Here is a 21,157-nt window from a genome sequence, read left to right as displayed (position 1 = left end):
ATCACAAGGAAAACACTGAGCGCTTTTGCCAGCCAGCCTGCTTCCCCATGAAAAACGACAAGGGCACGATTTCTGTCAGCCTGGTCGAGGAGACCCTCGCACTCGCCCGGGCCCGCGGCCTCGATGCGCTGCCGCTCGCCGAAGCCGCCGGCATCGCCGCGCCGATGCTGGCTTCGCCGAAAAGCCGGGTGTCGTCGGCGCAATACGGCGCGCTGTGGGCCGCGATTGCGCGCGCGCTCGACGACGAGTTCTTCGGCCAGGATTCGCACCGCATGAAAAGCGGCAGCTTCATCGCGATGACGCAGGCCGCGCTCACCGCGCGCAACGGCGCGCAGGCGTTGGCGCGCGCAGTCGGCTTCATGCGCCTCGTGCTCGACGACCTCGGCGCGCAGATCGACACCAGCGCGGAGCGCGTGCGCCTCAGATTCGTCGAACGCGAAGGCGCGCCGGCGCCGGCCATGTTCGCCTACGCGACCTGGTTCATCCTCGTGTACGGGTTGCTGTGCTGGCTGGTCGGACGGCGCATTCCGTTGCTCGAAGCGCGCTTTCGCTGCGCCGCGCCCCCCGCCGCGCACGAATACCGGCTGATGTTCTGCGATCAGATGAGCTTCGAGCAGCCCGAGTCGTACGTCGATCTCGCGCCGCTCTTCGTCGAGCTGCCGGTGATCCAGACGACCAGGTCGGTCAAGCCGTTCCTGCGCGATGCGCCCGGCAGCTTCATCGTCAAGTATCGCAACGCCGGTTCGCTCGCGGCGCGCGTGCGCAAAACGCTGCGCGCACTGCCGATCGCCGGCTGGCCCGGCGCCGACCAGATGGCCGCGCGCCTGCACGTCGCCGAGGCGACGATGCGGCGGCGTTTGAAACAGGAAGGCCATACGTACCAGTCGATCAAGGACGACTTGCGGCGCGACATCGCCATCGGCGAATTGCAAAGCGGCGAGCGCACGATCGCCGACATCGCCAGCACAGTCGGCTTTGCTGAGCCGAGCGCGTTTCATCGCGCGTTTCGCAAGTGGACCGGCATGCGGCCGGGCGACTACCGGCCGGCGCGCGCCGATTTCACGCAGCGCGCGGAATCGGACTAAGCTGTAAGCGGCAGGCCAGCCTTCTTCTGGGGTATCGGCCCGCGCCGGCCCATACCTGTTGGCCGGGCGCGGCAGCCGTCAGCGATGAGCACGTATGCGCGTCTCCCGTTCCGGCAGTCTGGTCCGCGCCGGCCGCTTATCCGTGGCGGCGTCGTGGGCCGGTTGATGCGCGGCATGACCGCGCTTGGCGCGCTGTTGGCGTTTGGGTTCGCATCGTGCGAATTCATGGCGCCGCCGCTCTATGCCGCGCTCATGCCCAACAGCGTCGTGGTGATTCCGGTGAGTGGCGCGATCGGTCCGGCCAGCGCGGACTTCATCGTGCGCAGCCTACAGCGCGCCGCCGACGAGCACGCACAACTCGCGGTGCTGCAACTCGATACGCCAGGCGGACTCGATACGTCGATGCGCCAGATCATCAAGGCGATTCTCGGCTCGCCTGTGCCGGTCGCCACGTTCATCGCGCCGAGCGGCGCGCGGGCCGCGAGCGCCGGAACGTATATCGTCTACGCGAGCCACATTGCGGCGATGGCGCCGGGCACCAATCTCGGCGCGGCAACGCCGGTGCAGATAGGAATAGGCGGCGGCGAGCCGCCTGCGGGCGGTGGAGCGCCGGGGTTGCCAGGACGCGGCGTGCCCGGGCTGCCTGGTGCCGGTTCCAGCGCTGGTTCCGGCTCTGGTGCTAGCGGATCGTCAGCCTCGACGCCCGCTCCAGGCACGTCGGCCAGTGAAGGCGCCGCCCTGCCCCTCGACACCCAATCAACCGAACTGCGCAAGCAGGTCCACGACGCCGCCGCCTACATCCGTGGCCTCGCGCAGATGCGCGGGCGCAACACCGACTGGGCCGAGCGCGCGGTCCGCGAGGCGGTGAGCCTGTCGGCGGAAGACGCGCTCGCGCAGCACGTCGTCGATCTGGTCGCGCGCGACGTGCCCGACTTGCTGCGCCAGGTGGACGGCCGCACGATCGCGACGAGCGGCGGCAACGTCACGCTGCGCACCGCCCACGCGCCGCTCGTGACATTCGAAGCCGACTGGCGCAGTCATTTCCTCGCCGTCATCACCGACCCGAGCGTCGCGCTGGTCCTGCTGATGATGGGCATGTACGGCCTCTTCTTCGAATTCGCCAATCCGGGCTTCGTTCTGCCCGGCGTGGTCGGCGCGATCAGCCTGCTGATCGGCCTGTTCGCGATGCAGATGTTGCCCATCAACTACGTCGGCCTCGGCCTGATCTTTCTCGGCATCGCGTTTTTGATCGGCGAGGCGTTTCTGCCGACCTTCGGCTCGCTCGGCTTCGGCGGGGTGGTCGCGTTCGTGATCGGCGCGCTGATGCTGATAGACACGGACGTGCCCGGCTACGGCATCCCGCTGCCGCTGATCGCCGCCGTCGTCGTGTTCAGCGTGCTGTTCGTGCTCGGCGTGTCGCGGCTTGCGCTGCGTGCGCGGCGCCGGCCCGTGGTGACCGGCTCGGAGGGGTTGATCGGCAGCGTCGGCGTGGTGCTCGACGGCGGTCTCTCGACTGAGCACGCGACGGCGAGCGGCGCGCCCGAAGGCTGGGCGCGCGTGCACGGCGAGCGCTGGCGGGTGTCCAGCGCGGCCCCGGTCGAGGCGGGCCAGCCGGTGCGCGTCACGGCACGGCACGGTTTGACGCTGACCGTGGTGCCGGTCGCGTCGGGCGAAGCCCTACAAGGAGAACGCTCATGATCGGTTTCACATTCGGTTTCAGCAGCATTCTGATTTTGCTGGTGGCCGCGCTGATTGCGTCGTCGGTGCGCATTTTCCGGGAGTACGAACGAGGCGTCGTTTTCATGCTCGGGCGCTTCTGGAAGGTCAAGGGCCCCGGGCTCGTGCTGATCATTCCAGTCGTACAGCAGGCGGTGCGGATGGATCTGCGCACCGTCGTGTTCGACGTGCCGCCGCAGGACGTCATCACACGCGACAACGTCTCGGTGAAGGTCAACGCGGTAGTCTATTTCCGCGTGGTCGATCCGGAGAAAGCGGTGATTCAGGTGGCGCGCTACTTCGAGGCGACCAGCCAGCTTTCGCAGACGACGCTGCGCGCGGTGCTCGGCAAGCACGAACTCGACGAACTGCTCGCCGAGCGCGAGCAACTGAACGCGGACATCCAGAAAGTGCTCGACGCGCAGACCGACGCGTGGGGCATCAAGGTGTCGATCGTCGAGATCAAGCACGTGGACATCAACGAAACAATGATCCGCGCGATTGCCCGCCAGGCCGAAGCCGAGCGCGAACGGCGCGCCAAGGTGATTCACGCGGAAGGCGAATTGCAGGCTTCGCAGCATCTGCTTGAAGCAGCGCAGACGCTCGCGCGGCAGCCGCAGGCGATGCAATTGCGCTACCTGCAAACCCTCACGACGATCGCCGCCGACAAGAATTCGACGATCGTGTTTCCGCTGCCGATCGATCTGCTGAACGCGCTGCTCGACCGCTTCGGCAAGCCGACCGCGCCGTGACGCGGGAGAGTTTTGGTAATGCCCGCGAACTGGCGCGGGTTCGACGCGTTGCCGCGCGCCTCACGCGTTCCATGCTGCCACACGAAACGATGCATTGCTTTCTATCGTCTTACTCGACAGGCAACCGGAAATTAGAATGCGGGGCTTGTTTGGTTAACCGCTCCCCAAGGAGCTCATCATGAAAATGGTTTCTCAAGTTGGCTTCGGCGCGCTGTTGGCCGCCATGACTATCGGCACCGCGTTCGCGCAGATGCAGCCGCAGTTCAATGACCCGTCGGCGCCGAAAACGCGGGCGCAGGTCCGGGCCGATCTGATCGAATGGCGCGCCGCCGGCTATGACCCGCTCGACTGGATCGACTACCCGGAAAATGCGCAGCACGCGGGCCGCATCGTCGCGGCACGGCGCGCGCAGCAGGCGGGCGGGACGGTGACGCAATAACTCGCGGCGGGCTGACGGGCTTGACGCGACGACTGTCATGGTCGTCGACGAATACGGCCCTTGCGCCCTCCCTCGACGGCTGGTGGCCTGCGTTTTGCCGGCAGGCCAAGGGGTGACGTTTGCTTGTAGTGTGCTCGCGTGGCCGGATGAACTGGCTGCGGATCCAATTGCCGACTCTCCTGTCGTAGTCCAAACCTTCAGAATGCCGCCGGGCCGTACGCCTGCGCAGCCAGGCGGCGACTCCTTCGCCGTCACCCCGTCGCTGCGCTCACGCCCCCTTGCTTCGCGCGCCCCGCGCAGGCAAGGTATCATCTCGCCCCTTCGATAAACCCCGCTGCCGGAATCCGAACCATGCCAATCTGGGTCGATGCCGACGCCTGCCCGGTCGTGATCAAGGACATGCTGTTTCGCGCCGCGCGCCGCACCGGCATGCCGCTGACGCTGGTCGCCAACGCGTTTCTGCGCGTACCGCCGTCGCCGCTCATCCGCGCGATCCAGGTGCCCGCCGGCTTCGACGCCGCCGACGATCTGATCGCCGGGCGCGTCGTCGCGGGCGACCTCGTGATCACCGCCGACATCCCGCTCGCCGCCGCCGTGCTCGCCCAAAGCGCCGAGGCGCTCGACCCACGCGGCAACTGGTACACGCCCGGAACCATCGAAGAGAAGCTGCGCATGCGCTCGATGCTCGACCAGCTGCGCGCGAGCGGCGTCGACACGGGCGGGCCGGCCGCTTTCAGTGCGCGCGACAGCAAGAGCTTCGCGGGCGAACTGGATCGCTGGCTCGCGCGCCAGCCGCCGCGCGCCGATGCGCTCTGATGCGCCGACGCCACACTCTCGCGTCGAACCACCCGCCTGAGCCGCCTTTACATACCGATTCAGCCATGCGGCACCGCGTGCGCCCGCCATTCATGATTACAATCCGCCCGTAGCCGCGCCGCGTCGGCCGGCAGGCCGCCCGCAGGACCGCTACGCCTCATCTGCCTCCACCACCCACAAGAAACGCTTTCTGAACGACGAGAGACCCGCCTCATGGACTCGATTAATCGCTACTTCGGCTTCGACGCCGCCGGCACCGACCTGCGCACCGAAGTGCTCGCCGGGGTCACCACCTTCCTGACGATGGCTTACATCATCTTCGTCAATCCGGCGATTCTCGGCGACGCCGGCATGCCGAAGGACGCGGTGTTCGTCGCGACCTGCCTCGTGGCCGCGCTGGCCTCGCTGATCATGGGTCTGTACGCGAACTACCCGATCGCGCTCGCGCCCGGCATGGGGCTGAACGCGTACTTCGCGTACACGGTCGTCAAGGGCATGGGCTTCACGTGGCAGGCCGCGCTCGGCGCGGTGTTCATCTCCGGCTGCCTGTTTCTGATCGTCACGCTGTTTCGCGTGCGTGAAGTGATCGTCAAAGGTATCCCGCATTCGATACGCATCGCGATCACCGGCGGTATCGGCCTCTTCCTCGCGATCATTTCGCTGAAGGAAGCCGGCGTGGTGGTCGGCAGCCCGGCCACGCTCGTGACGCTCGGCAATCTGCACGAACCGCACGTGATTCTGGCGATGATCGGCTTCTTTGCGATCGTCACGCTCGACTACCTGCGGGTGCGCGGCGCGATCCTGATGGGCATCGTCGGCGTGACGGTACTGAGCTTTTTCTTCGGCGGCAACCAGTTCCACGGCATCGTCTCCGCGCCGCCGTCTATCACGCCGACGCTGTTCCAGCTCGACATTCGCGGCGCGCTGTCCACCGGCGTGCTGAACGTGGTGCTGGTGTTCTTCCTCGTCGAACTGTTCGATGCGACCGGCACGCTGATGGGGGTGGCCAATCGCGCGGGGCTGCTGGTCGAAGGCAAGATGCACCGCCTGAACCGCGCGCTGCTCGCCGACAGCACCGCGATTCTGGCCGGCTCGATGCTCGGCACCTCGTCGACCACCGCGTACATCGAAAGCGCGTCGGGTGTGCAGGCGGGCGGGCGCACCGGCGTCACCGCGATCACGGTCGCCGTGCTGTTCCTGCTGGCGCTCTTTTTCGCTCCGCTGGCGGGCGTGGTGCCCGCCTACGCGACCGCGCCGGCGCTGCTGTATGTGTCGTGCCTGATGCTGCGCGAAATGCTCGACCTGCCGTGGGACGACGCCACCGAAGTCGTGCCGGCCGCGCTGACCGCGCTGTTGATGCCGTTCACCTACTCGATCGCCAACGGTGTCGCGTTCGGCTTCATCTCGTATGCCGGCTTGAAGCTGCTGACCGGCCAGGCGCGTCAGGTGAAGCTGGTGGTGTGGATCATCGCGGCGATTTTCCTGTTCCGTTATTTCTATCTCGGCAGCGAGTAAGCGGCGAGCGGCGAGCGTGAGGTCAGGTGTGGCGCGCCGCATCTGATCCCGGATCACCGGTACTTTATTGAGAGCGCACTCCTGCTCCAGCACCGTTTATGATCGCAGGATTTCAGCACCGATCGACCAGGTCGCAGGAGTCCCCATGGCCTACAGCCGCCCCGCAGACCGTTACACGTCGCCCGCGATCTTCTTTCACTGGGCTATTTTTCTGCTGGTCGCGCTGGCCTACCTGGCCATCGAAGTGCGCGGGTCGCGCGGCTCGGACAGCCGCACGTTCTGGACCAGCGTGCATTTCTGGGCCGGCACGCTCGTGCTAGCTCTCGCAGTGCTGCGCCTGCTCTGGCGACTGTGGGCCGGCGCGCCGGAGGAACTCAGCGGCAACCGGCTGCTTGCGTTCGTCGCGCGCGCGGCGCATCTCGCGCTCTACGTGTTTATCTTTGCGCAGCCGCTGCTCGGCATCCTGATGGTCAATGCTGGCGGACGGCCGGTGAACCTCGCGTGGGTCAACATCAGCTTTACATTGATTGGCGCCGATTCGATCGCGCGGCCCCTGCTCAAGGATGCGCACGAATGGCTCGGCAATCTGTTCTACTGGGTGATCGGCCTGCACGCGCTAGCGGCGATTGTGCATCACGTCATTTTCAGGGACCAGACGCTGCGGCGGATAGTCTGAGTGAGTGGCGCGCTCGTCGGCATCGTAGGCGTGCTCGCATGCGTTCACGCGGCACATGAAGCGCCTGCATCGATTGTGTCGTGGTGTGCCCGAGGCACCGTCAGGCGCGCTCAGGAAGAACGGCAGCACGTCTGGCCACCGCCAGTTCAAACGGCGCCCGCCGCGCGCGGGTTTCGACGGTCCGTGATTGACGCGCGGCTTTCCTGCCCGTTCAAGCTTGATGGCGTGAGAATGTTTCGAGCGCCGTCCGACACCGTAAGCGCCCACAGCCCTCGGCCGCAACCTCGGCGGCCTTGCGTCAATTACGTCAATTGCGCCAGTTCGCCTCGTAGAAGCGCACGTAGCCGCTGCGGAGCACCAGACACTGCGCCCGCGTTTCCGACAGCAAACGACGCGTGGCAGCTTCGATCCGGGCGCGGTGCGCATCGAATGCGCCGACCATGTCTTCCAGACGCGGAGAGGCGGCGCCGAAGTGATCTTCGAGCGCCTCCGCGGTGATCATGCATTCCACCCTCTGCCCATCGACCATCGCCGGGAACGCCAAGGTGAGTTCGCGACCTGAATATTCAGGAGTTTCATTGGGGAATAGGATCTGCATGGGTTCACCTGGAAGGTTGGGCCGCGCATGGTATGGCCAGGTAGTGCGCGCGCCGGTTGCATCTGATCGCGCCAGCAGCTTCCTCCTCCTTGTCCAATGCCGACGACGCGGGCTTGTCACCCGCTGCGACGGCGCTGCAGTTCGCACCGCGCGGAGGTGAATTGATTCACTGTAGACGAGTTCGGGCGGCGCGCAAGTTTTCCTTTTCGTTTGCCTGATTTTGGTGCCCCACACGTATTTTTGCGACACGTGGCCTGCACGATTTCAGTGTTTTCGCTGCCGCGCGCCGCGCGTTTCGTCCTGTAAGATCGGGATTCCGCCGCACGCGCGCATGCTGCGCTGCGGCATCGAACGGCGGGCCAAGTACCCGCCGCGCGTCCGATCACCGGAGACATGCTTTGACTCATCGCTTTGATCCAGCGGCCGGCATCGGCCGGCCCGACGTCATCGCGCAGGCTCACGCGCGCTCGCTCGAGATCGGCCTGCGCGCGTCGGAAACGCCGGACTTCCAGCCGCTGCGCCGGCCCGCGCTGCGCGAACTCGTCGAGCGCAATCAGTCGCTTTATACGCATGCGCTCCCCGTGATGGAAACGCTGCACGCGCAGATCGTCGACACGCAAAGCATGGTGCTGCTCACCGACAACCACGGCGTGATCCTGCACAGTCTCGGCGATAGCGACTTCGTCGAAAAAGCCAATCGCGTCGCGTTGTGTCCGGGCGTGTCGTGGGCCGAAGCGGATCGCGGCACCAATGCGATCGGCACCGCGCTGGTCGACCGGCAGCCGACCGTCGTGCATGCCGACGAGCATTTCCTGCACGCGAACCGCATTCTCACCTGCTCGTGTGCGCCGATTGCGGACCCGTTCGGGCGCACCATCGGCGCGCTCGATGTGAGCGGCGACACGCGCGGTTTTCATAAGCACACCTTGGCGCTTGTCAGGATGTCGGCACAGATGATCGAAAATCATCTGTTCTCCAATCAATTCGTCGACGCGATTCGCGTGCACTTTCACGCGCGCGCGGAATTCATCGGCACGTTGTTCGAAGGTCTGGCGGCATTCGCGCCGGACGGTGCGTTTCTGTCGGCAAACCGTAGCGCGCTGTTCCAGTTCGGGCAGCCGCTCGCCGAGCTGCAACGGCAACCGTTCGAGGCGTTGTTCGGCGTCGCCTTCGCGGCGCTGTTGCAGCAGATCGCCCGCTCGCCCGGCGAAAGCATTCTGTTGACGCTGCCAAGCGGCGTGCGGGTGGTCGCGCGCGGCGAATATGCGGCGCCGCGCCGTGTTGCGCATGTTGTCGCACCGGCGCAGGACATGGGCGGCGCGATGCGAACGCCGATGCCGGGCGGCGCCCGTCACACGCCGCCGCGCTGCGCCGAGCCCGCGCCGCCCGCCACGCTGGAGACGCTCGACACTGGCGACGCACAGGTCGCGGCGATTCTGCGGCGTGTCGCCAAGCTGCGTGGCCGCGATATTCCGATCCTCGTGCTCGGCAAAACCGGCACCGGCAAGGAATGGCTCGCTCGGGCGATCCATCACGACTCGCCGCGGCGCTCCGCGCCGTTCGTCGCGCTGAATTGCGCGTCGCTGCCCGATACGCTGATCGAAGCGGAACTGTTCGGTTACGAGGACGGCGCGTTCACCGGCGCGAAGAAACGCGGCAGCGTCGGCAAGATCGTGCAGGCCGATGGCGGCACACTGTTTCTCGACGAAATTGGCGATATGCCGCTCGCGCAACAGGTGCGTCTGATGCGCGTGCTGCAGGAACGCACCGTCGTGCCGCTCGGCGGGACGCGGCCGATTCCGGTCGATCTGCGCATTGTCTGCGCGACCCACCGCAATCTGCGCGAGATGATCGACGCGGGCACTTTCCGCGAAGACCTGTATTACCGGATCAACGGCCTCGTCGTGACGTTGCCGGCGCTGCGCGAGCGCACCGATCTGGCCGCGCTCGTCACGCGCATGCTGGCCTTGCAGCCGGAGGGCGAGCATTTGCCGCGGCGCGTCTCGGCTGCGGTGCTCGCGTGCTTCGAGCAATGCCGCTGGCCGGGCAATCTGCGGCAGCTGGCCAACGTGCTGCGCACCGCGAGCATCATGGCCGAGGGCGCGGAGCAGATCGAGGTGGACGATTTGCCGGATGACTTTCTGCAGGATTGTGTCGAGGCGGCGGATGGGGCGAGTGCGCGCCCAGCGGTGGCAGGATCAGGTAACGATCTAGATGGAGACGGCAGCGGAGCGGTGCGTGGCGCGCCAGCGCGGATGGAGGATTGGCAGGCCACGCTGATCGCACAGACGCTCGCGCGGCTCGACGGCAATGTGTCTGCCGCGGCGCGGGAGTTGGGGCTCGCGCGCAATACGGTGTACCGGTATTTGCGGCGCGGCGGCACGACGCATTGAGGTGGCGCGGGGTTGATGATCGAGTGGTGATTGTTGAGGCGCGCGGGCGGTGCGTGCTGTCTTTGACGTGAACCGCACGCTTTAATGCGCGTGCTGCGAGCGAGCGGCAAACACCCAGCTCGATCTGCCACAACCACGAAGCGACCAATCCCGTGTGGTCCATCCCGTGTAAAGTGTCGCGCACGCAGCCACCACGTCACACGATGTCCGATCCAACCCGCCCGCCTCGCGTTCGCATCGAACCGCTCGGCCAGAGCTTCGAAGCGCCCGATTCGCTGACCATCCTCGAAGCCGCCGGCTTTGCGAATCTGCGTCTGCCACGCTCATGCCGTAACGGCACATGCCGGACCTGCCTCTGCAGGATGATCGCCGGCCGCGTGCGCTACACGATCGAATGGCCGGGTCTGAGCCGCGAAGAAAAAGCCGAAGGCTATATCCTGCCGTGCGTGGCGATCGCGGAAACCGATGTGGTGATCGAAGCGCCGGACGCCGTCGACATGCCGTCGTCGCGATAAGCCACTGCGCGGCCGCAAGCTCGCGCATCACTGCGCGGCGCGTGCGCCCTCGATCTCGGGCTCGATCCGCTGGCGCGGGCTCATCGCAAGCAGGTGTTAACCACCGTTGCCCATCGCGCGGGCGATTTTCCGGTCGGTGTTGTACTGGCTCAACGCGTACACCGACCAGATCGCGGCCGGAATCCAGCCGATCAGCGTGATCTGCAAAATCAGGCAGATGATGCCGGCAAAAGGGCGGCCGATTGTGAAGAACTGCAACCACGGCAGAATGATGGCAAGCAATAAACGCATTCAGATTTCCTGTTGGGAGTACATGACGGTGCGCGTTCGTCTGAGCCCCGATGAGCCGAGACGAGATGAACCGAACGCCCGCGCCAGGTCAGATCGGTGCGAAGCGCGGCACCTTGACGCCGCCCTGCTCGATCAGTTCGAAAAACACCGAAGCGGGACGCGTCCAGATCGTACCATTGGCGGCCTTGTAGACGATCATCGTGACCGTCGGATCGGACTCCAGCGTCGCCTCGCACACCAGTTCGTAAATTCCGCCTTTGTAGTGCCGGTAACGCACCATTGCCATCCCTCCTCGTGATTGAAAACCGCCACGCCTCGGCGCGGCGACGGGCTAGCCGCCCGCGAAGGAAACTTCCTTCTTCCGGGCGTCACCCGCCCTCTTTCATCTGCTTCAGAATCTTGTAGACCGTCGCGCGCCCCATCGTCAGCACGGCGGCCACGTAGTTTGCCGAACTGCGCCCGCGAAACGCGCCCTGCGCGTGCAGCGCCTCGACGATTTCCCGCTTGTGTTCGCGCGTGAGCGCATTGATGCCAATCTGCCGTTCGCGCAGCCATGTGTGCAGATACGTGTTGATGCGGTCCTGCCAGTCGTCGCGAAACAGGTCTTCCGCGGGCGCGTCCGACAGGCTGCCGCCCTTGATGAACAGATCGAGCGTCGAGCGCACGTCCTCGAACACCGCGATATTGAAGTTGACGCACAACATGCCGGCGGGCTTGCCGTCGTCATCGAACAGGATGTTGCTCACGCAACGCATGCGCCGGCCGTCCCAGTTGAGTTTCTCGTACGGTCCGATCGTCTGCCCGCGCGCCGCGTAATGGACTTCGTCGAGCACCGACGGCCCGCCGACTTCGAGCTTCGACAGATTGTTCACGAGGTACGCGATGGTCTGATCGCGCAGGTCGTGAATCACCACTTCGGCGCAGGGATAGAGAAGCGCCGCGATGCCGTCGGCGATCGGAGCGTAACGCTGCAGCAGCAGGTCTTTCACAGGAGACACGTTTGTGTTGCGCATGGGAAATCGCAGTGTTCGAAGGATGCGGCGCGGTTTGCGCCCGCGCGAAGTGGTGAGAATGCGCCGATGCCGAAAACGGAGCCGGTGCGGGTAACCGTCCAGCAAGACGTTGGTCCTCGCCCGCGGCGACTCGCCATTGTAGCCACCCCGCTCCGCCCTCGCGACCGCCGCACGGGCCGCACGGATCAAAATCCGCCGCGCGCCCGCTCGAGCGTCCCACCGCGACCCGGTGATTTTTGTCCACGTGGCGGGGCGATTTTTTTCATGCGATAACAGAACCATCCACCTCACGGAGCTACAGATGGCCACGCTCGAAGCGTTTCGCACCGTGCTCGATGACGAAGGCACGCCCGAAATCATCCGCAATCACATCATCGATTCGCTCCAATACGCGCTGCGCAATCACGGGCAAATCTTCACGTCGAAAGAGGTCGAATGGCTGGCCAGCTGGGACGACGCCCGCATCCCGCTCGCCGCCGCCCGGGAATTGCAGAAGCGCGTCGCGGAGACATCGCGCTAAAAGGTCCGGTCTACCGATCCGCCTGCGTTTCGGAGCGGCGCCCTGCACACACGGCGCTCCGCTCATGCGCCGCGCACCGTCGGCGCCCCGCCGGATATTGCGCAAAGCCCCGCCAGACGGGCGATTTGCCCTTGCGCGGAACTTTCTGCTATCTAATTAGCCCCATTTAGGGCATCATATTGGAATAGCTGTATCCGCATTCGTAGCACCGGCAACATCAGGCAACAGCTGCAGGCAGTCTCAACCCGGCATCTCCGCACCACCCCCGACTGTTCGACCGCCGCCCGTCGGCGATCCCGTCACTCCGGCAATGCGCCGCATGCATTCGCCGTCGCGAGTTGTACAGCTGAGCGGTTCAGCTTTACGCGCCCGATGTCTGCGCGACTTCAGCGTGTTTCTTCTCCGTCGAATCCGCGATTTTGCGCGGCCGTGCTCAAGCCCTTGCCATCGGGCCTGTGCCAACTTTTTCAATGGCGGCGCGCCCTTGGGTGCAGCGCCGCCGGCCTGTCGTGCCGCGCGTAACGCACGCGTGACATGTCGGCCACGTAATACAGGACACATGCTTCATGAATTCAGCTGTCAAGACGTACAAGGGTTACGAAATTCACCCGCTCGTCTATCCGCGCCGCCCGGCTCAAGGGCAGACGAGCCGCGATCCCGACGCGGGCTACGACGCGTCGGTGCGCATCTGCCGCGTGGGCGCGAACGCCGCGGCCGACGGCCGGGTGTTCCGTTTGCAGTATCTGTTTCCGTTCGACGGCACGGGCAAGGCGCGCATCGCGTGCATGGCTCACGCCGAACAACTGATCGACGGCCGTGTGGATGGCCAGTCCGTCGCCGATCTTTGAGCGGTACTATCAGCGCATAGGCTGATGCCGTAAGCGAGAGCGGGCCTGAAAAGCCGCTGTCAACCGAATCCAATGCTGTGCCGCCCGGCTTTAGGCGACCCGGCAACCCGTTATCCCATCGACCAGGAGTTATGCATGGCGAAAGAAGAACTGCTTGAACTTGACGGTATCGTCGACGAAGTACTTCCGGACAGCCGTTACCGCGTGACGCTCGACAACGGCGTCGTGGTTGGCGCTTACGCGTCCGGACGCATGCGCAAGAACCACATCCGTATTCTTGCGGGCGACCGTGTGACGCTGGAACTGTCGGTCTACGATCTGACCAAAGGCCGGATCAATTTCCGTCACAAAGACGAGCGCGCCACCGGTGGCGGCGGCGCCCGCAATACGCAATTCCGTCGCCGCTAAAGGCTTGACGGCACGCTGACCGCGCTGGGCTCGGTCGTCGTGTGATCGTTGCGATTGAGTTGTACGCGAAGCCTTTCGCGCGCCTTCTCCGGCTTGAGTCGCTGACTGGTTGATTCGAGCCTGAGCGGCGCGCCTTGGCGTCGTATGAATTTGTACGTGCTGTGCAGGCGGCCCACCGAGGGCCGTTCAGGTGGCTTGCTCGCGTACGGGTCGTTCGCTCTGCAGCGCAAGCTGTGTTGCTGGGCAAGCGTGGAAAGCGCTTCGCGCAGATGCTGCCGTCTGCGCCGCTGCGCAAGTTGCTTCAGCACCGCGCCCTTTCCCATCCTCAGCGGATGTTGCGCATCTCCGCGCGCCGCGCCGCTTTTTCTCTACAGTCCGAACACCGCCCCGAGATCCTCTGCGGCGGCGCTTTTGCGCACCTGCTCCACCACCCGCTCCTCCAGTTCCGAGAGATGCTCCCGCATCACCGCCAGAACCGCGGCCAGCACCTTGCGGCTGGCGCGGGGCTCGACGGGACCTTTTCACTGACACTCGTCACCGCGATGGATCACTCGACCGACCATCGCGTGGCCGGCACGCTGGTCGCGTTCACGCAAGGCGTCGGCTTTATCGTGGCGGCCATTGCGCCGGTCGTGGCCGGACTCGCGCGCGGCTGGAGCGGCGGTTTCGGTGCCGCTTGGGTCATGCCGGCCGTCTGCGTCGCCGCAATGATGGCGCTGACGGTGCTGTTTGCGCCGCGCAGCCACGGACGCTGGCGTTGACGACATGAGCGGCGCGCCGATGCGCCGCTTCGGTGCATCGGCTGCACGTGCCCCGTGGAGGTGCAGCGGGCCGGGCCGGTTCACGCGGAGACCGCCGCCATCCCCAATGACTGCTCGGCAGTCACGCCCGACGGCGCCGCTTGGCATATCTGTTGCTTTAACGGTGGTCGACCGTCGATAAACCTACCCCATGCTGCGTGTTCTCCTCGTCACCGATACTGACAAACCGATCGGCGATCTGCGCGATGCCCTCGCCCGCCTCGGCTGCGAGATGCTGGCCGGCACGGCGACACCCCAGGCGCTGCACCGCGCGGTGCAGAACGAGCGGCCCGACGTCATCATCATCGACACGGAGTCGCCGTCGCGCGACACGCTCGAACAGCTCGCGGTGATGAACGCCACCGCGCCGCGCCCGGTGCTGATGTTCAGCCACGACGACAATCAGCAGTTGATCCGCGACGCGGTCAATGCGGGCGTCACGGCCTATCTCGTCGAAGGCCTCGCGACGGAGCGGCTCGCGCCGATCCTCGAAGTCGCGCTTGCGCGTTTCGCGCAGGAATCGCAGTTGCGCGAGCGGCTCGCGCAAGTCGAGAACGAACTGGCCGAACGCAAGCTGATTGACCGCGCCAAACGCCTGCTGATGGATCAGCAGAAGATCACCGAACCTGCCGCCTACGCCTGCCTGCGCAAACGCGCGATGAACCAGGGCGTCAAACTCGCCGAAGTCGCGCGCGCTGTCGTCGCGTCGGCCGACTCGCTCAAATGAAGCGCCGCTCATGACTACTCCCGCTCCCCTCGCCGCGCCGTACGCATCGCCTCCTTCGGGGCGGCTCGAAAAGACCCATTTGCGGCTCGGCTTCGTGGCGCTGTCCGACGCCGCGCCGCTCATCGCCGCGAAGCTGCTCGAGTTCGGCCATGCGCACGGCCTGACGCTCGAACTCCAGCGTCAGCCGTCATGGGCGGCCGTGCGCGACAAACTGCTGTCCGGCGATCTCGACGCGGCGCACGCGCTGTACGGGCTCGTCTACGGCGTGGAACTCGGGCTCGGTGCGCCGCGCACGGAAATGGCGGTGCTGATGGTGCTCAACCGCAACGGCCAGGCTATCACGCTGTCGAACCGTCTCGCCGATGCGCTCGCCGAACACGGCACGCTGCCTCGCGCGCTGGCGACGCTCGGCCGCAAACCGGTGTTCGCGCAGACCTTCCCGACTGGCACACATGCGATGTGGCTGTATTACTGGCTCGCGTCGCAGGGGATCGATCCGTTGCGCGACATCGAGAGCGTCGTGATTCCGCCGCCGCAAATGGTTGCGCCGCTCGCCGACGACAAGCTCGATGGCCTGTGTGTCGGCGAACCGTGGAATGCGCTGGCCGAAGCGCAACGGGTCGGCACAACGGTGGCGTACACGAGCGAGGTGTGGCCCGATCATCCCGAGAAGGTGCTCGCGTGCCGGCGCGATTTCGTCGACACACACCCGAACGCGTCGCGCGCGCTCGTGCAGACGATGCTCGAAGCGTGCCGCTGGCTCGACGGCGCGGGGCATCGCGAGGACATCGCGCGTTGGCTGGCGCGGCCCGACTACATCGGCATCGATGAGACACAGATCGCGGCGCGGCTCGGCGCACAGGCGGGCATCGGCGCCGGTCACCACAGCGCTTGCGTCTCGCCGCGCAATCCGCCGGTGCGATTCTTCGACGACGGCACGGTCAACTATCCGCATCCCTTCGAAGGCGCATGGTTTCTCACGCAGTTCGAACGCTGGGGGATGATCGACGCGCGCACCGATTACGCGCAGATCGCGGCGCGGATCAATCAGACGCAGTTGTATCGCGAGGCGGCCTCACGCGTGAACGTGGCGGTGCCTGATGAGCAGATGACGCGGGTGTTGATCGACGGTGAGGTGTGGGGCAGCGGCGCGACGTCGGCCGCGTACGCGCAGCGCTTTGCGATTCGCCGCTAGCGGATAAGGCGCGTGAGCGGCTCCCGCCGCCCAACGCGCCTCGCGCATCGATTCGTTACATGCGTGATGCCCCCGCAAATCGCACGGATCTCACGCAGTCCGAACTAGAAATTGAAGTTGTCGATATTGCTCGCGTCGAACGTGGTCGGCGGTCCGAGAATGATTTCGCCTTGCGGCCCGATCGTGCGCTTGCCGAGCTTGCCCGCGTCGAACGACTCGCCCTCCTTGCCGCTGATCGCACCCGAGGACAGCGCCGCCGCAGCGTAAGCCGCCAGGTAGCCGAGCTGGTTCGGGTCCCACAGCTGGAACGCTTTCACGGTGCCGTTCTTCACGAACGCGCGCATCTGGTTCGGCGTACCGAGACCGGTAACCGCCACCTTGCCCTTGCTCGACGACGTCGAGATATAGCGCGCGGCCGCGGCAATGCCGACTGTGGTTGGCGCGACGATCGCCTTCAGGTTCGGATACGCCTGCAACAGGCCCTGCGTTTCGACGAACGACTTCTGATCGTCGTCGTTACCGTAGGCGATTTTCACGAGCTTGATCTTCGAATACTCGGGCTTCTTCAGTTCCTCCTGCATCCACTTGATCCACGTGTTCTGGTTGGTCGCGTTCGGCGTGGCCGACAGCACCGCGAACTCGCCCTCGCCGCCCATCAGCTTCGATACCAGTTGCACCTGGCCACGGCCGATGCCTTCGGCGTTCGCCTGATTGACGAACAGTTGCCGTCCCTCGGGCGCCGTGTCCGAGTCGAAGGTCACCACCTTGATGCCTTGCCCCATCGCTTTCTTCAGATACGGCACGACCGCATTCGCGTCGTTGGCGGCGATCACGATCGCGTCCTGACGCTGCGTGATCAGCGTATTGATGTACTGTACCTGCGACGACGCGCCCGCATCCGACGGCCCCACCACCTTGCCCACGCCTTTGAACTCCTTGATCGCGGCCATGCCGCCGTCGTCGGCGATCACTTCGTACGGGTTGTTGATCTGCTTCGGCACGAAGGCGATTTTCAGGCCGCTTTTCAGCTCGGCGGCCGACGCCATGCAACTGGCCGCGAGCAACGCGGCGCAGAGTGCGGCCGTGCCGGTGTGACGTAGAAGAGGTTTGAACATGAAGTGTCTCCTGCCTTGTTGTTGGACGGGGTGGTGTCCGGGTTATCAGTTGTTGAACCTGCTTTTGCCTGCGCCTTTGAAACGTTATGAAGAAGCGGCCGACTTCGCGATGAAACGCCGGTCGCGCGCGGCACGCCAGCGCGCAACCAGATTCGGGATCAACACCGAAGCGAGCAGTAGCACACCGGTGACGACCGTCAGCGTTTCGCTGGACACGTCGTCGAGCGTCAGCGCGTTTTTCAGCACGCCGATGATCAGCAGCGACAGCAGCACGCCGATCATCGAACCGCGTCCGCCGAAGATGCTCACGCCGCCGAACAGCACCGCCGCGATCACCGACAACTCGAAGCCTTCGCCGTTGTCGCCGCGCGCGCTGGTGAAGCGCAACGTGTAGACCACGCCCGCCAGCGCGCTCACCGCGCCGGACAGCACGAACAGACGCAAGCGGATCTTCGCCACTTCGATGCCGGAGAACGCGGCGGCCGTTGGATTCGCGCCGATCGCATAGAGGCTGCGCCCGAACGCGGTGGACTGCAGCAACACGGTGAACAGCACCGCGCCGACGATCACGATGACGAACGGCAACGGAATGAAACTCACCCCCACCGTGTCCATGCCGAAGGCCGTATAAGCCGGCGGAAAATCCGCCACCGCCTGATCGCCGAGCAGCACATACGCGAGGCCGCGAAACAGCGCGAGCGTACCGATGGTCACTGCGAGCGAAGGGAGATTGAGCTTGACGATCACGAGCCCGTTCAGCAGGCCGGCCAACGCGCCGGCGATCAGCACGAGTCCGATCACGACCGGCATCGGCAGGCCCATGTGCCACAGCACGCCCATCAATGCGCTCGACGCACCCAGCACCGAGGCGACCGACAGATCGATTTCGGCGGCGACGATGATGAGCGTCATCGGCAGCGCCATCAACGCGATTTCGGTCAGATCGGCCAACACGTTGCTCAGATTCGCGCCGGTGAGGAACACGGGCGACAGCCAGCGCCCGAGTCCGAGCGACAGGATCAGCACGATCACCAGCAACACTTCCCATTGCAACGGCGTTTCGCGTTTGCGCGTGAGCAGCGCGGAATCGGGTTTAGCCATGATCGCGTTTCCTCATCATGCGTTTGGCGACGGAGCGGGCCAGCAAGGTATCGACGGTGATGGCGGCGACGATCAGCGCGCCTTCGATCGCCTGCTCCCAGAACGGCGACACGTGCAGCACCACCAGCGCGATGCTGATCACGCCGAGCACGAGCGCGCCGAGCGTGGCGCCGAGTATCGTGCCGACGCCGCCCGTGATCGCGACACTGCCGACCACCGCCGCCGCGACCACCTGCAATTCGATGCCCTTCGCGGTGCTGGCGTCGACGGTGCCGAAACGGGCCAGCCACAACGCGCCCGCGAAACCGGCAATCGCGCCGGACAACAGGAAGCCCGACATCACGCGCCGCTCGACGTTCACGCCGGCCAGACGCGCGGCTTCGGGATTCGAGCCGATCGCGTAGTGCTCGCGGCCGCCGCGAAACTGCTTCAGGTACACGGCGAGGCCGACCAGCACGACGAGCGCGATCAGCGCGAGGTTCGGAATGCCGAGCAGCGTGCCGGTCGCGAGACGCGAATACGCGTCGGGCAAACTGGTGGCGTTGATCTGGCCGCCGTGCACCCATGCGTAATCCGCGCCGCGAAAGATGTACAGCGTGGACAGCGTGGCGACCAGCGAAGGCACGCGCCCCACCGCGACCAGCAGCGCGTTGATGCCACCCGCGACGAGCCCGATCGCCAACCCCGCCGCCAGTGCCACCAGCACCGGCATATGCGGAAACGCGACGTACAGGCTGCCGACCGCATAGGCGCTGATGCCGACCGTCGAGCCGACCGACAGATCGATATGGCGCATCAAAATCACCACGGTCATGCCGGCCGTCAGCAAGCTGATGATCGACACGTTCAGCAGCACGTCGCGCAGATTCTGCAGATTCAGGAACTGCGGCTTCGCGAGCCCCGTCCCCACGATCAGCAGAACCAGCACGACGAACAGCGTGGTCTCGCGGCTTTTCGCGAGGCTCGCGACGAAGCCGCCGGGCGTGCCGGCGGAGCGTTTGGGCAGCGGCGGCTGAACCGGCGCGGGATGAGTCGAGGAATGGCGCATCATGCGGCGGCTCCCAGCGGAGGAAGCGGTTGACCGAGCGCGGCGCCCATGATGCGCTCCTCGTCGGCATCGGCGCGCGCTATATCCGCGCTGATACGTCCCTCGTGCATCACCAGCACGCGATCGGCCATGCCGAGCACTTCGGGCAACTCACTCGAAATCATCAGCACGGCCATGCCGTCGTGCACCAGCTCGGCCAGCGCGCCATACACCTCGGCTTTGGCGCCGACGTCGATGCCGCGCGTGGGTTCGTCGATGATCAGCACTTTCGGGCCGGTGGCGAGCCACTTGCCGAGCACGACCTTCTGCTGATTGCCGCCCGACAACGTGCCGACCGGCGCGTTCGGATCGCCTGCTTTCAGGCGCAGCCGCGTGCCCCACCGGTTGGCGAGGTCCGTCTCGCTGCGCGTCGAGATGAGACCGTGTTTGACGAGCCGCCCGAGCACCGTCATCGAGGCATTGCGCGCGATGCTCAGTTCCAGCGCGAGGCCCTGTTGACGACGGTCCTCCGGCACTAGCGCGAGGCCGGCGCGCACCGCTGCGGCGGGCCGGCCCGTCGCCAGGCGCTCGCCGCCGAGCCAGACTTCGCCGGAATCGAGCGGATCGATGCCGAAGATCGCCCGCGCGACTTCGCTGCGTCCCGCGCCTACGAGGCCGGCCAGCGCGACGATCTCGCCCGCGCGTACGTCGAAGGAAATGTCCTTGAAGACGCCCACGCGCGTGAGGCCGCGCACCGACAACCGAACCTCGCCGGGCGCGCAGTCGGCCTTCGGATAGAACGTCTCCAGATCACGGCCGACCATCTTTGCCACGATCGACTCGGTGGTGAGATCGGCGGTCAGTCCGTCGAACACTTTCGCGCCGTCGCGCATGATCGTCACGCGTTGTGTCAGCGCGAATACTTCGTCGAGCCGGTGCGTGATGAACAGAATCGCGACGTCGCGCTCGCGCAGCTTGCGTACGATCGCGAAGAGCCGCTCCACTTCGGGCAGCGACAGCGCTGCCGTGGGTTCGTCCATGATCAGCACGTTGGCGTTCAGCGACAGCGCCTTGGCAATTTCGATCACCTGCTGATCGGCAATCGACAGACCACGCACCAATTGATCCGCGCGCAGATCGACGCCGAGCGAGGCGAGCAGGCCGTCCACCTCGCGGCGCATCGCGTCGTATTGAATGCGCCCGACGCGATCGACCGGCTGCCGCCCCATGAAGATATTTTCCGCAATCGACAGATCGAAGAACAGCGTCGGTTCCTGGTAGATCACCGCGAGCCCGGCGTCGCGCGCTTCGGCGGGCGTCGCGAACCGGCGCGCCGCACCGTCCACCAGCAGCTCGCCGGTGTCCGGCTGATGCACGCCGGCGAGAATCTTCACGAGCGTCGACTTGCCCGCGCCGTTCTCGCCGAGCAGCGCATGCACTTCGCCCGGCCAGAGCGCGAGGTCGCCGTCGGATAGCGCACGCACGCGGCCGAATGATTTACTCGCGTGCCGCAGTTCGAGCCTCGGCACAGCGGATGTGGGTTGCTGCACTGCCTGTCTCCTTCTTTCCTTATTCGCGTTCGGGGTGCGTCCGTGATGCGCCTGCTG

At 65.6% G+C, this 21,157-nt stretch carries 23 protein-coding genes; 15 read left to right on the top strand and 8 right to left on the bottom strand.

From position 1 onward, the window contains the following. Window positions 1-47 precede the first annotated feature (47 nt). The 7 genes from HV770_RS09500 (at window position 48) to HV770_RS09470 (ending at window position 6,999) form a co-directional block, all read left to right on the top strand. Complete coding sequence (locus tag HV770_RS09500; protein WP_175159143.1) at window positions 48-1,085, top strand: AraC family transcriptional regulator; 1,038 nt, start codon at window positions 48-50, stop codon at window positions 1,083-1,085. Between the two features lie 84 nt (window positions 1,086-1,169). Continuing rightward, the gene (locus HV770_RS09495) at window positions 1,170-2,783 is read left to right on the top strand and encodes an NfeD family protein (RefSeq protein WP_175159142.1); all 1,614 of its coding nucleotides are present in this window, start codon (window positions 1,170-1,172) and stop codon (window positions 2,781-2,783) included. Next, window positions 2,780-3,553 carry a slipin family protein gene (locus tag HV770_RS09490; RefSeq protein WP_175159141.1) on the top strand — a complete coding sequence of 258 codons (774 nt, stop codon included), beginning with the start codon at window positions 2,780-2,782 and terminating at the stop codon, window positions 3,551-3,553. The genes HV770_RS09495 and HV770_RS09490 overlap by 4 nt, the downstream gene beginning before the upstream one ends. Window positions 3,554-3,731: 178 nt before the next feature. Further along, complete coding sequence (locus HV770_RS09485) at window positions 3,732-3,992, top strand: DUF4148 domain-containing protein (RefSeq protein ID WP_175159140.1); 261 nt, start codon at window positions 3,732-3,734, stop codon at window positions 3,990-3,992. Between the two features lie 351 nt (window positions 3,993-4,343). Then, window positions 4,344-4,808 (top strand): YaiI/YqxD family protein, encoded by a 465-nt coding sequence (locus HV770_RS09480; RefSeq protein ID WP_175159139.1) that lies wholly within the window; start codon window positions 4,344-4,346, stop codon window positions 4,806-4,808. Window positions 4,809-5,021: 213 nt separating this feature from the next. Next, window positions 5,022-6,323 (top strand): NCS2 family permease, encoded by a 1,302-nt coding sequence (locus HV770_RS09475; RefSeq protein WP_175159138.1) that lies wholly within the window; start codon window positions 5,022-5,024, stop codon window positions 6,321-6,323. Between the two features lie 145 nt (window positions 6,324-6,468). Further along, on the top strand, window positions 6,469-6,999 hold the full coding sequence (locus HV770_RS09470; RefSeq protein ID WP_175159137.1) for a cytochrome b: 531 nt from the start codon (window positions 6,469-6,471) through the stop codon (window positions 6,997-6,999). Window positions 7,000-7,306: 307 nt separating this feature from the next. Here the strand turns inward: HV770_RS09470 and HV770_RS09465 are convergent, their stop codons facing one another. Continuing rightward, a complete protein-coding gene (locus HV770_RS09465) occupies window positions 7,307-7,597 on the bottom strand; it encodes a DUF1488 family protein (RefSeq protein ID WP_028194698.1) in 291 nt (96 codons plus the stop codon). 398 nt (window positions 7,598-7,995) lie between these two features. Between HV770_RS09465 and HV770_RS09460 the strand changes: the two genes are divergently transcribed. Together HV770_RS09460 and HV770_RS09455 are read left to right on the top strand one after the other, a co-directional pair. Then, the gene (locus HV770_RS09460; RefSeq protein WP_175159136.1) at window positions 7,996-9,990 is read left to right on the top strand and encodes a sigma-54-dependent Fis family transcriptional regulator; all 1,995 of its coding nucleotides are present in this window, start codon (window positions 7,996-7,998) and stop codon (window positions 9,988-9,990) included. Window positions 9,991-10,193: 203 nt separating this feature from the next. Beyond that, complete coding sequence (locus tag HV770_RS09455) at window positions 10,194-10,505, top strand: 2Fe-2S iron-sulfur cluster-binding protein (RefSeq protein WP_175159135.1); 312 nt, start codon at window positions 10,194-10,196, stop codon at window positions 10,503-10,505. A gap of 96 nt (window positions 10,506-10,601) precedes the next feature. On the opposite strand, the gene HV770_RS09450 is transcribed toward HV770_RS09455, so the two are convergent. From HV770_RS09450 to HV770_RS09440, 3 genes are all read right to left on the bottom strand, one after another. Further along, window positions 10,602-10,796 (bottom strand): YqaE/Pmp3 family membrane protein, encoded by a 195-nt coding sequence (locus tag HV770_RS09450; protein ID WP_121323021.1) that lies wholly within the window; start codon window positions 10,794-10,796, stop codon window positions 10,602-10,604. A gap of 88 nt (window positions 10,797-10,884) precedes the next feature. After that, window positions 10,885-11,076 (bottom strand): DUF1653 domain-containing protein, encoded by a 192-nt coding sequence (locus HV770_RS09445; protein ID WP_175159134.1) that lies wholly within the window; start codon window positions 11,074-11,076, stop codon window positions 10,885-10,887. Between the two features lie 88 nt (window positions 11,077-11,164). Next, window positions 11,165-11,809 (bottom strand): helix-turn-helix transcriptional regulator, encoded by a 645-nt coding sequence (locus HV770_RS09440; protein WP_175159133.1) that lies wholly within the window; start codon window positions 11,807-11,809, stop codon window positions 11,165-11,167. A 301-nt stretch (window positions 11,810-12,110) separates the two neighbouring features. Here HV770_RS09440 and HV770_RS09435 point away from each other — a divergent pair, with 301 nt between their 5' ends. From HV770_RS09435 to HV770_RS09410, 6 genes are all read left to right on the top strand, one after another. Continuing rightward, complete coding sequence (locus HV770_RS09435; RefSeq protein ID WP_121323027.1) at window positions 12,111-12,329, top strand: hypothetical protein; 219 nt, start codon at window positions 12,111-12,113, stop codon at window positions 12,327-12,329. A 566-nt stretch (window positions 12,330-12,895) separates the two neighbouring features. Continuing rightward, complete coding sequence (locus tag HV770_RS09430; RefSeq protein ID WP_175159132.1) at window positions 12,896-13,177, top strand: hypothetical protein; 282 nt, start codon at window positions 12,896-12,898, stop codon at window positions 13,175-13,177. Between the two features lie 135 nt (window positions 13,178-13,312). Further along, window positions 13,313-13,585, top strand: a complete 273-nt coding sequence (infA, locus tag HV770_RS09425) for a translation initiation factor IF-1 (protein ID WP_012427521.1) — start codon at window positions 13,313-13,315, stop codon at window positions 13,583-13,585. 233 nt (window positions 13,586-13,818) lie between these two features. Further along, window positions 13,819-14,346, top strand: a complete 528-nt coding sequence (locus tag HV770_RS38505) for an MFS transporter (protein ID WP_246290770.1) — start codon at window positions 13,819-13,821, stop codon at window positions 14,344-14,346. A 190-nt stretch (window positions 14,347-14,536) separates the two neighbouring features. Beyond that, entirely contained in the window at window positions 14,537-15,112 is a 576-nt protein-coding gene (locus HV770_RS09415) for an ANTAR domain-containing response regulator (protein ID WP_175159131.1), read from the top strand. Between the two features lie 10 nt (window positions 15,113-15,122). Beyond that, complete coding sequence (locus HV770_RS09410; RefSeq protein ID WP_175159130.1) at window positions 15,123-16,307, top strand: CmpA/NrtA family ABC transporter substrate-binding protein; 1,185 nt, start codon at window positions 15,123-15,125, stop codon at window positions 16,305-16,307. 104 nt (window positions 16,308-16,411) lie between these two features. Here the strand turns inward: HV770_RS09410 and rhaS are convergent, their stop codons facing one another. The 4 genes from rhaS to HV770_RS09390 all read right to left on the bottom strand — a co-directional run bounded on the left by rhaS (window position 16,412) and on the right by HV770_RS09390 (window position 21,100). Continuing rightward, window positions 16,412-17,422: a rhamnose ABC transporter substrate-binding protein gene (gene rhaS, locus HV770_RS09405; RefSeq protein WP_121323037.1), complete on the bottom strand. Its 1,011-nt coding sequence runs from the start codon at window positions 17,420-17,422 to the stop codon at window positions 16,412-16,414. An 84-nt stretch (window positions 17,423-17,506) separates the two neighbouring features. Next, window positions 17,507-18,523 carry an ABC transporter permease gene (locus tag HV770_RS09400; RefSeq protein WP_175159129.1) on the bottom strand — a complete coding sequence of 339 codons (1,017 nt, stop codon included), beginning with the start codon at window positions 18,521-18,523 and terminating at the stop codon, window positions 17,507-17,509. After that, on the bottom strand, window positions 18,516-19,574 hold the full coding sequence (locus HV770_RS09395; protein WP_121323042.1) for an ABC transporter permease: 1,059 nt from the start codon (window positions 19,572-19,574) through the stop codon (window positions 18,516-18,518). The genes HV770_RS09400 and HV770_RS09395 overlap by 8 nt, the downstream gene beginning before the upstream one ends. Then, window positions 19,571-21,100 (bottom strand): sugar ABC transporter ATP-binding protein, encoded by a 1,530-nt coding sequence (locus HV770_RS09390; protein WP_175159128.1) that lies wholly within the window; start codon window positions 21,098-21,100, stop codon window positions 19,571-19,573. Before HV770_RS09390 ends, HV770_RS09395 begins: the two co-directional genes overlap by 4 nt. Window positions 21,101-21,157 lie beyond the last annotated feature (57 nt).

This window comes from Paraburkholderia fynbosensis (genome assembly GCF_902859935.1).
Taxonomy (GTDB): domain Bacteria; phylum Pseudomonadota; class Gammaproteobacteria; order Burkholderiales; family Burkholderiaceae; genus Paraburkholderia; species Paraburkholderia fynbosensis.
The sequence above is the reverse complement of the archived record's forward strand: the minus strand, read 5'-3'. Positions and strand labels throughout refer to the sequence as shown.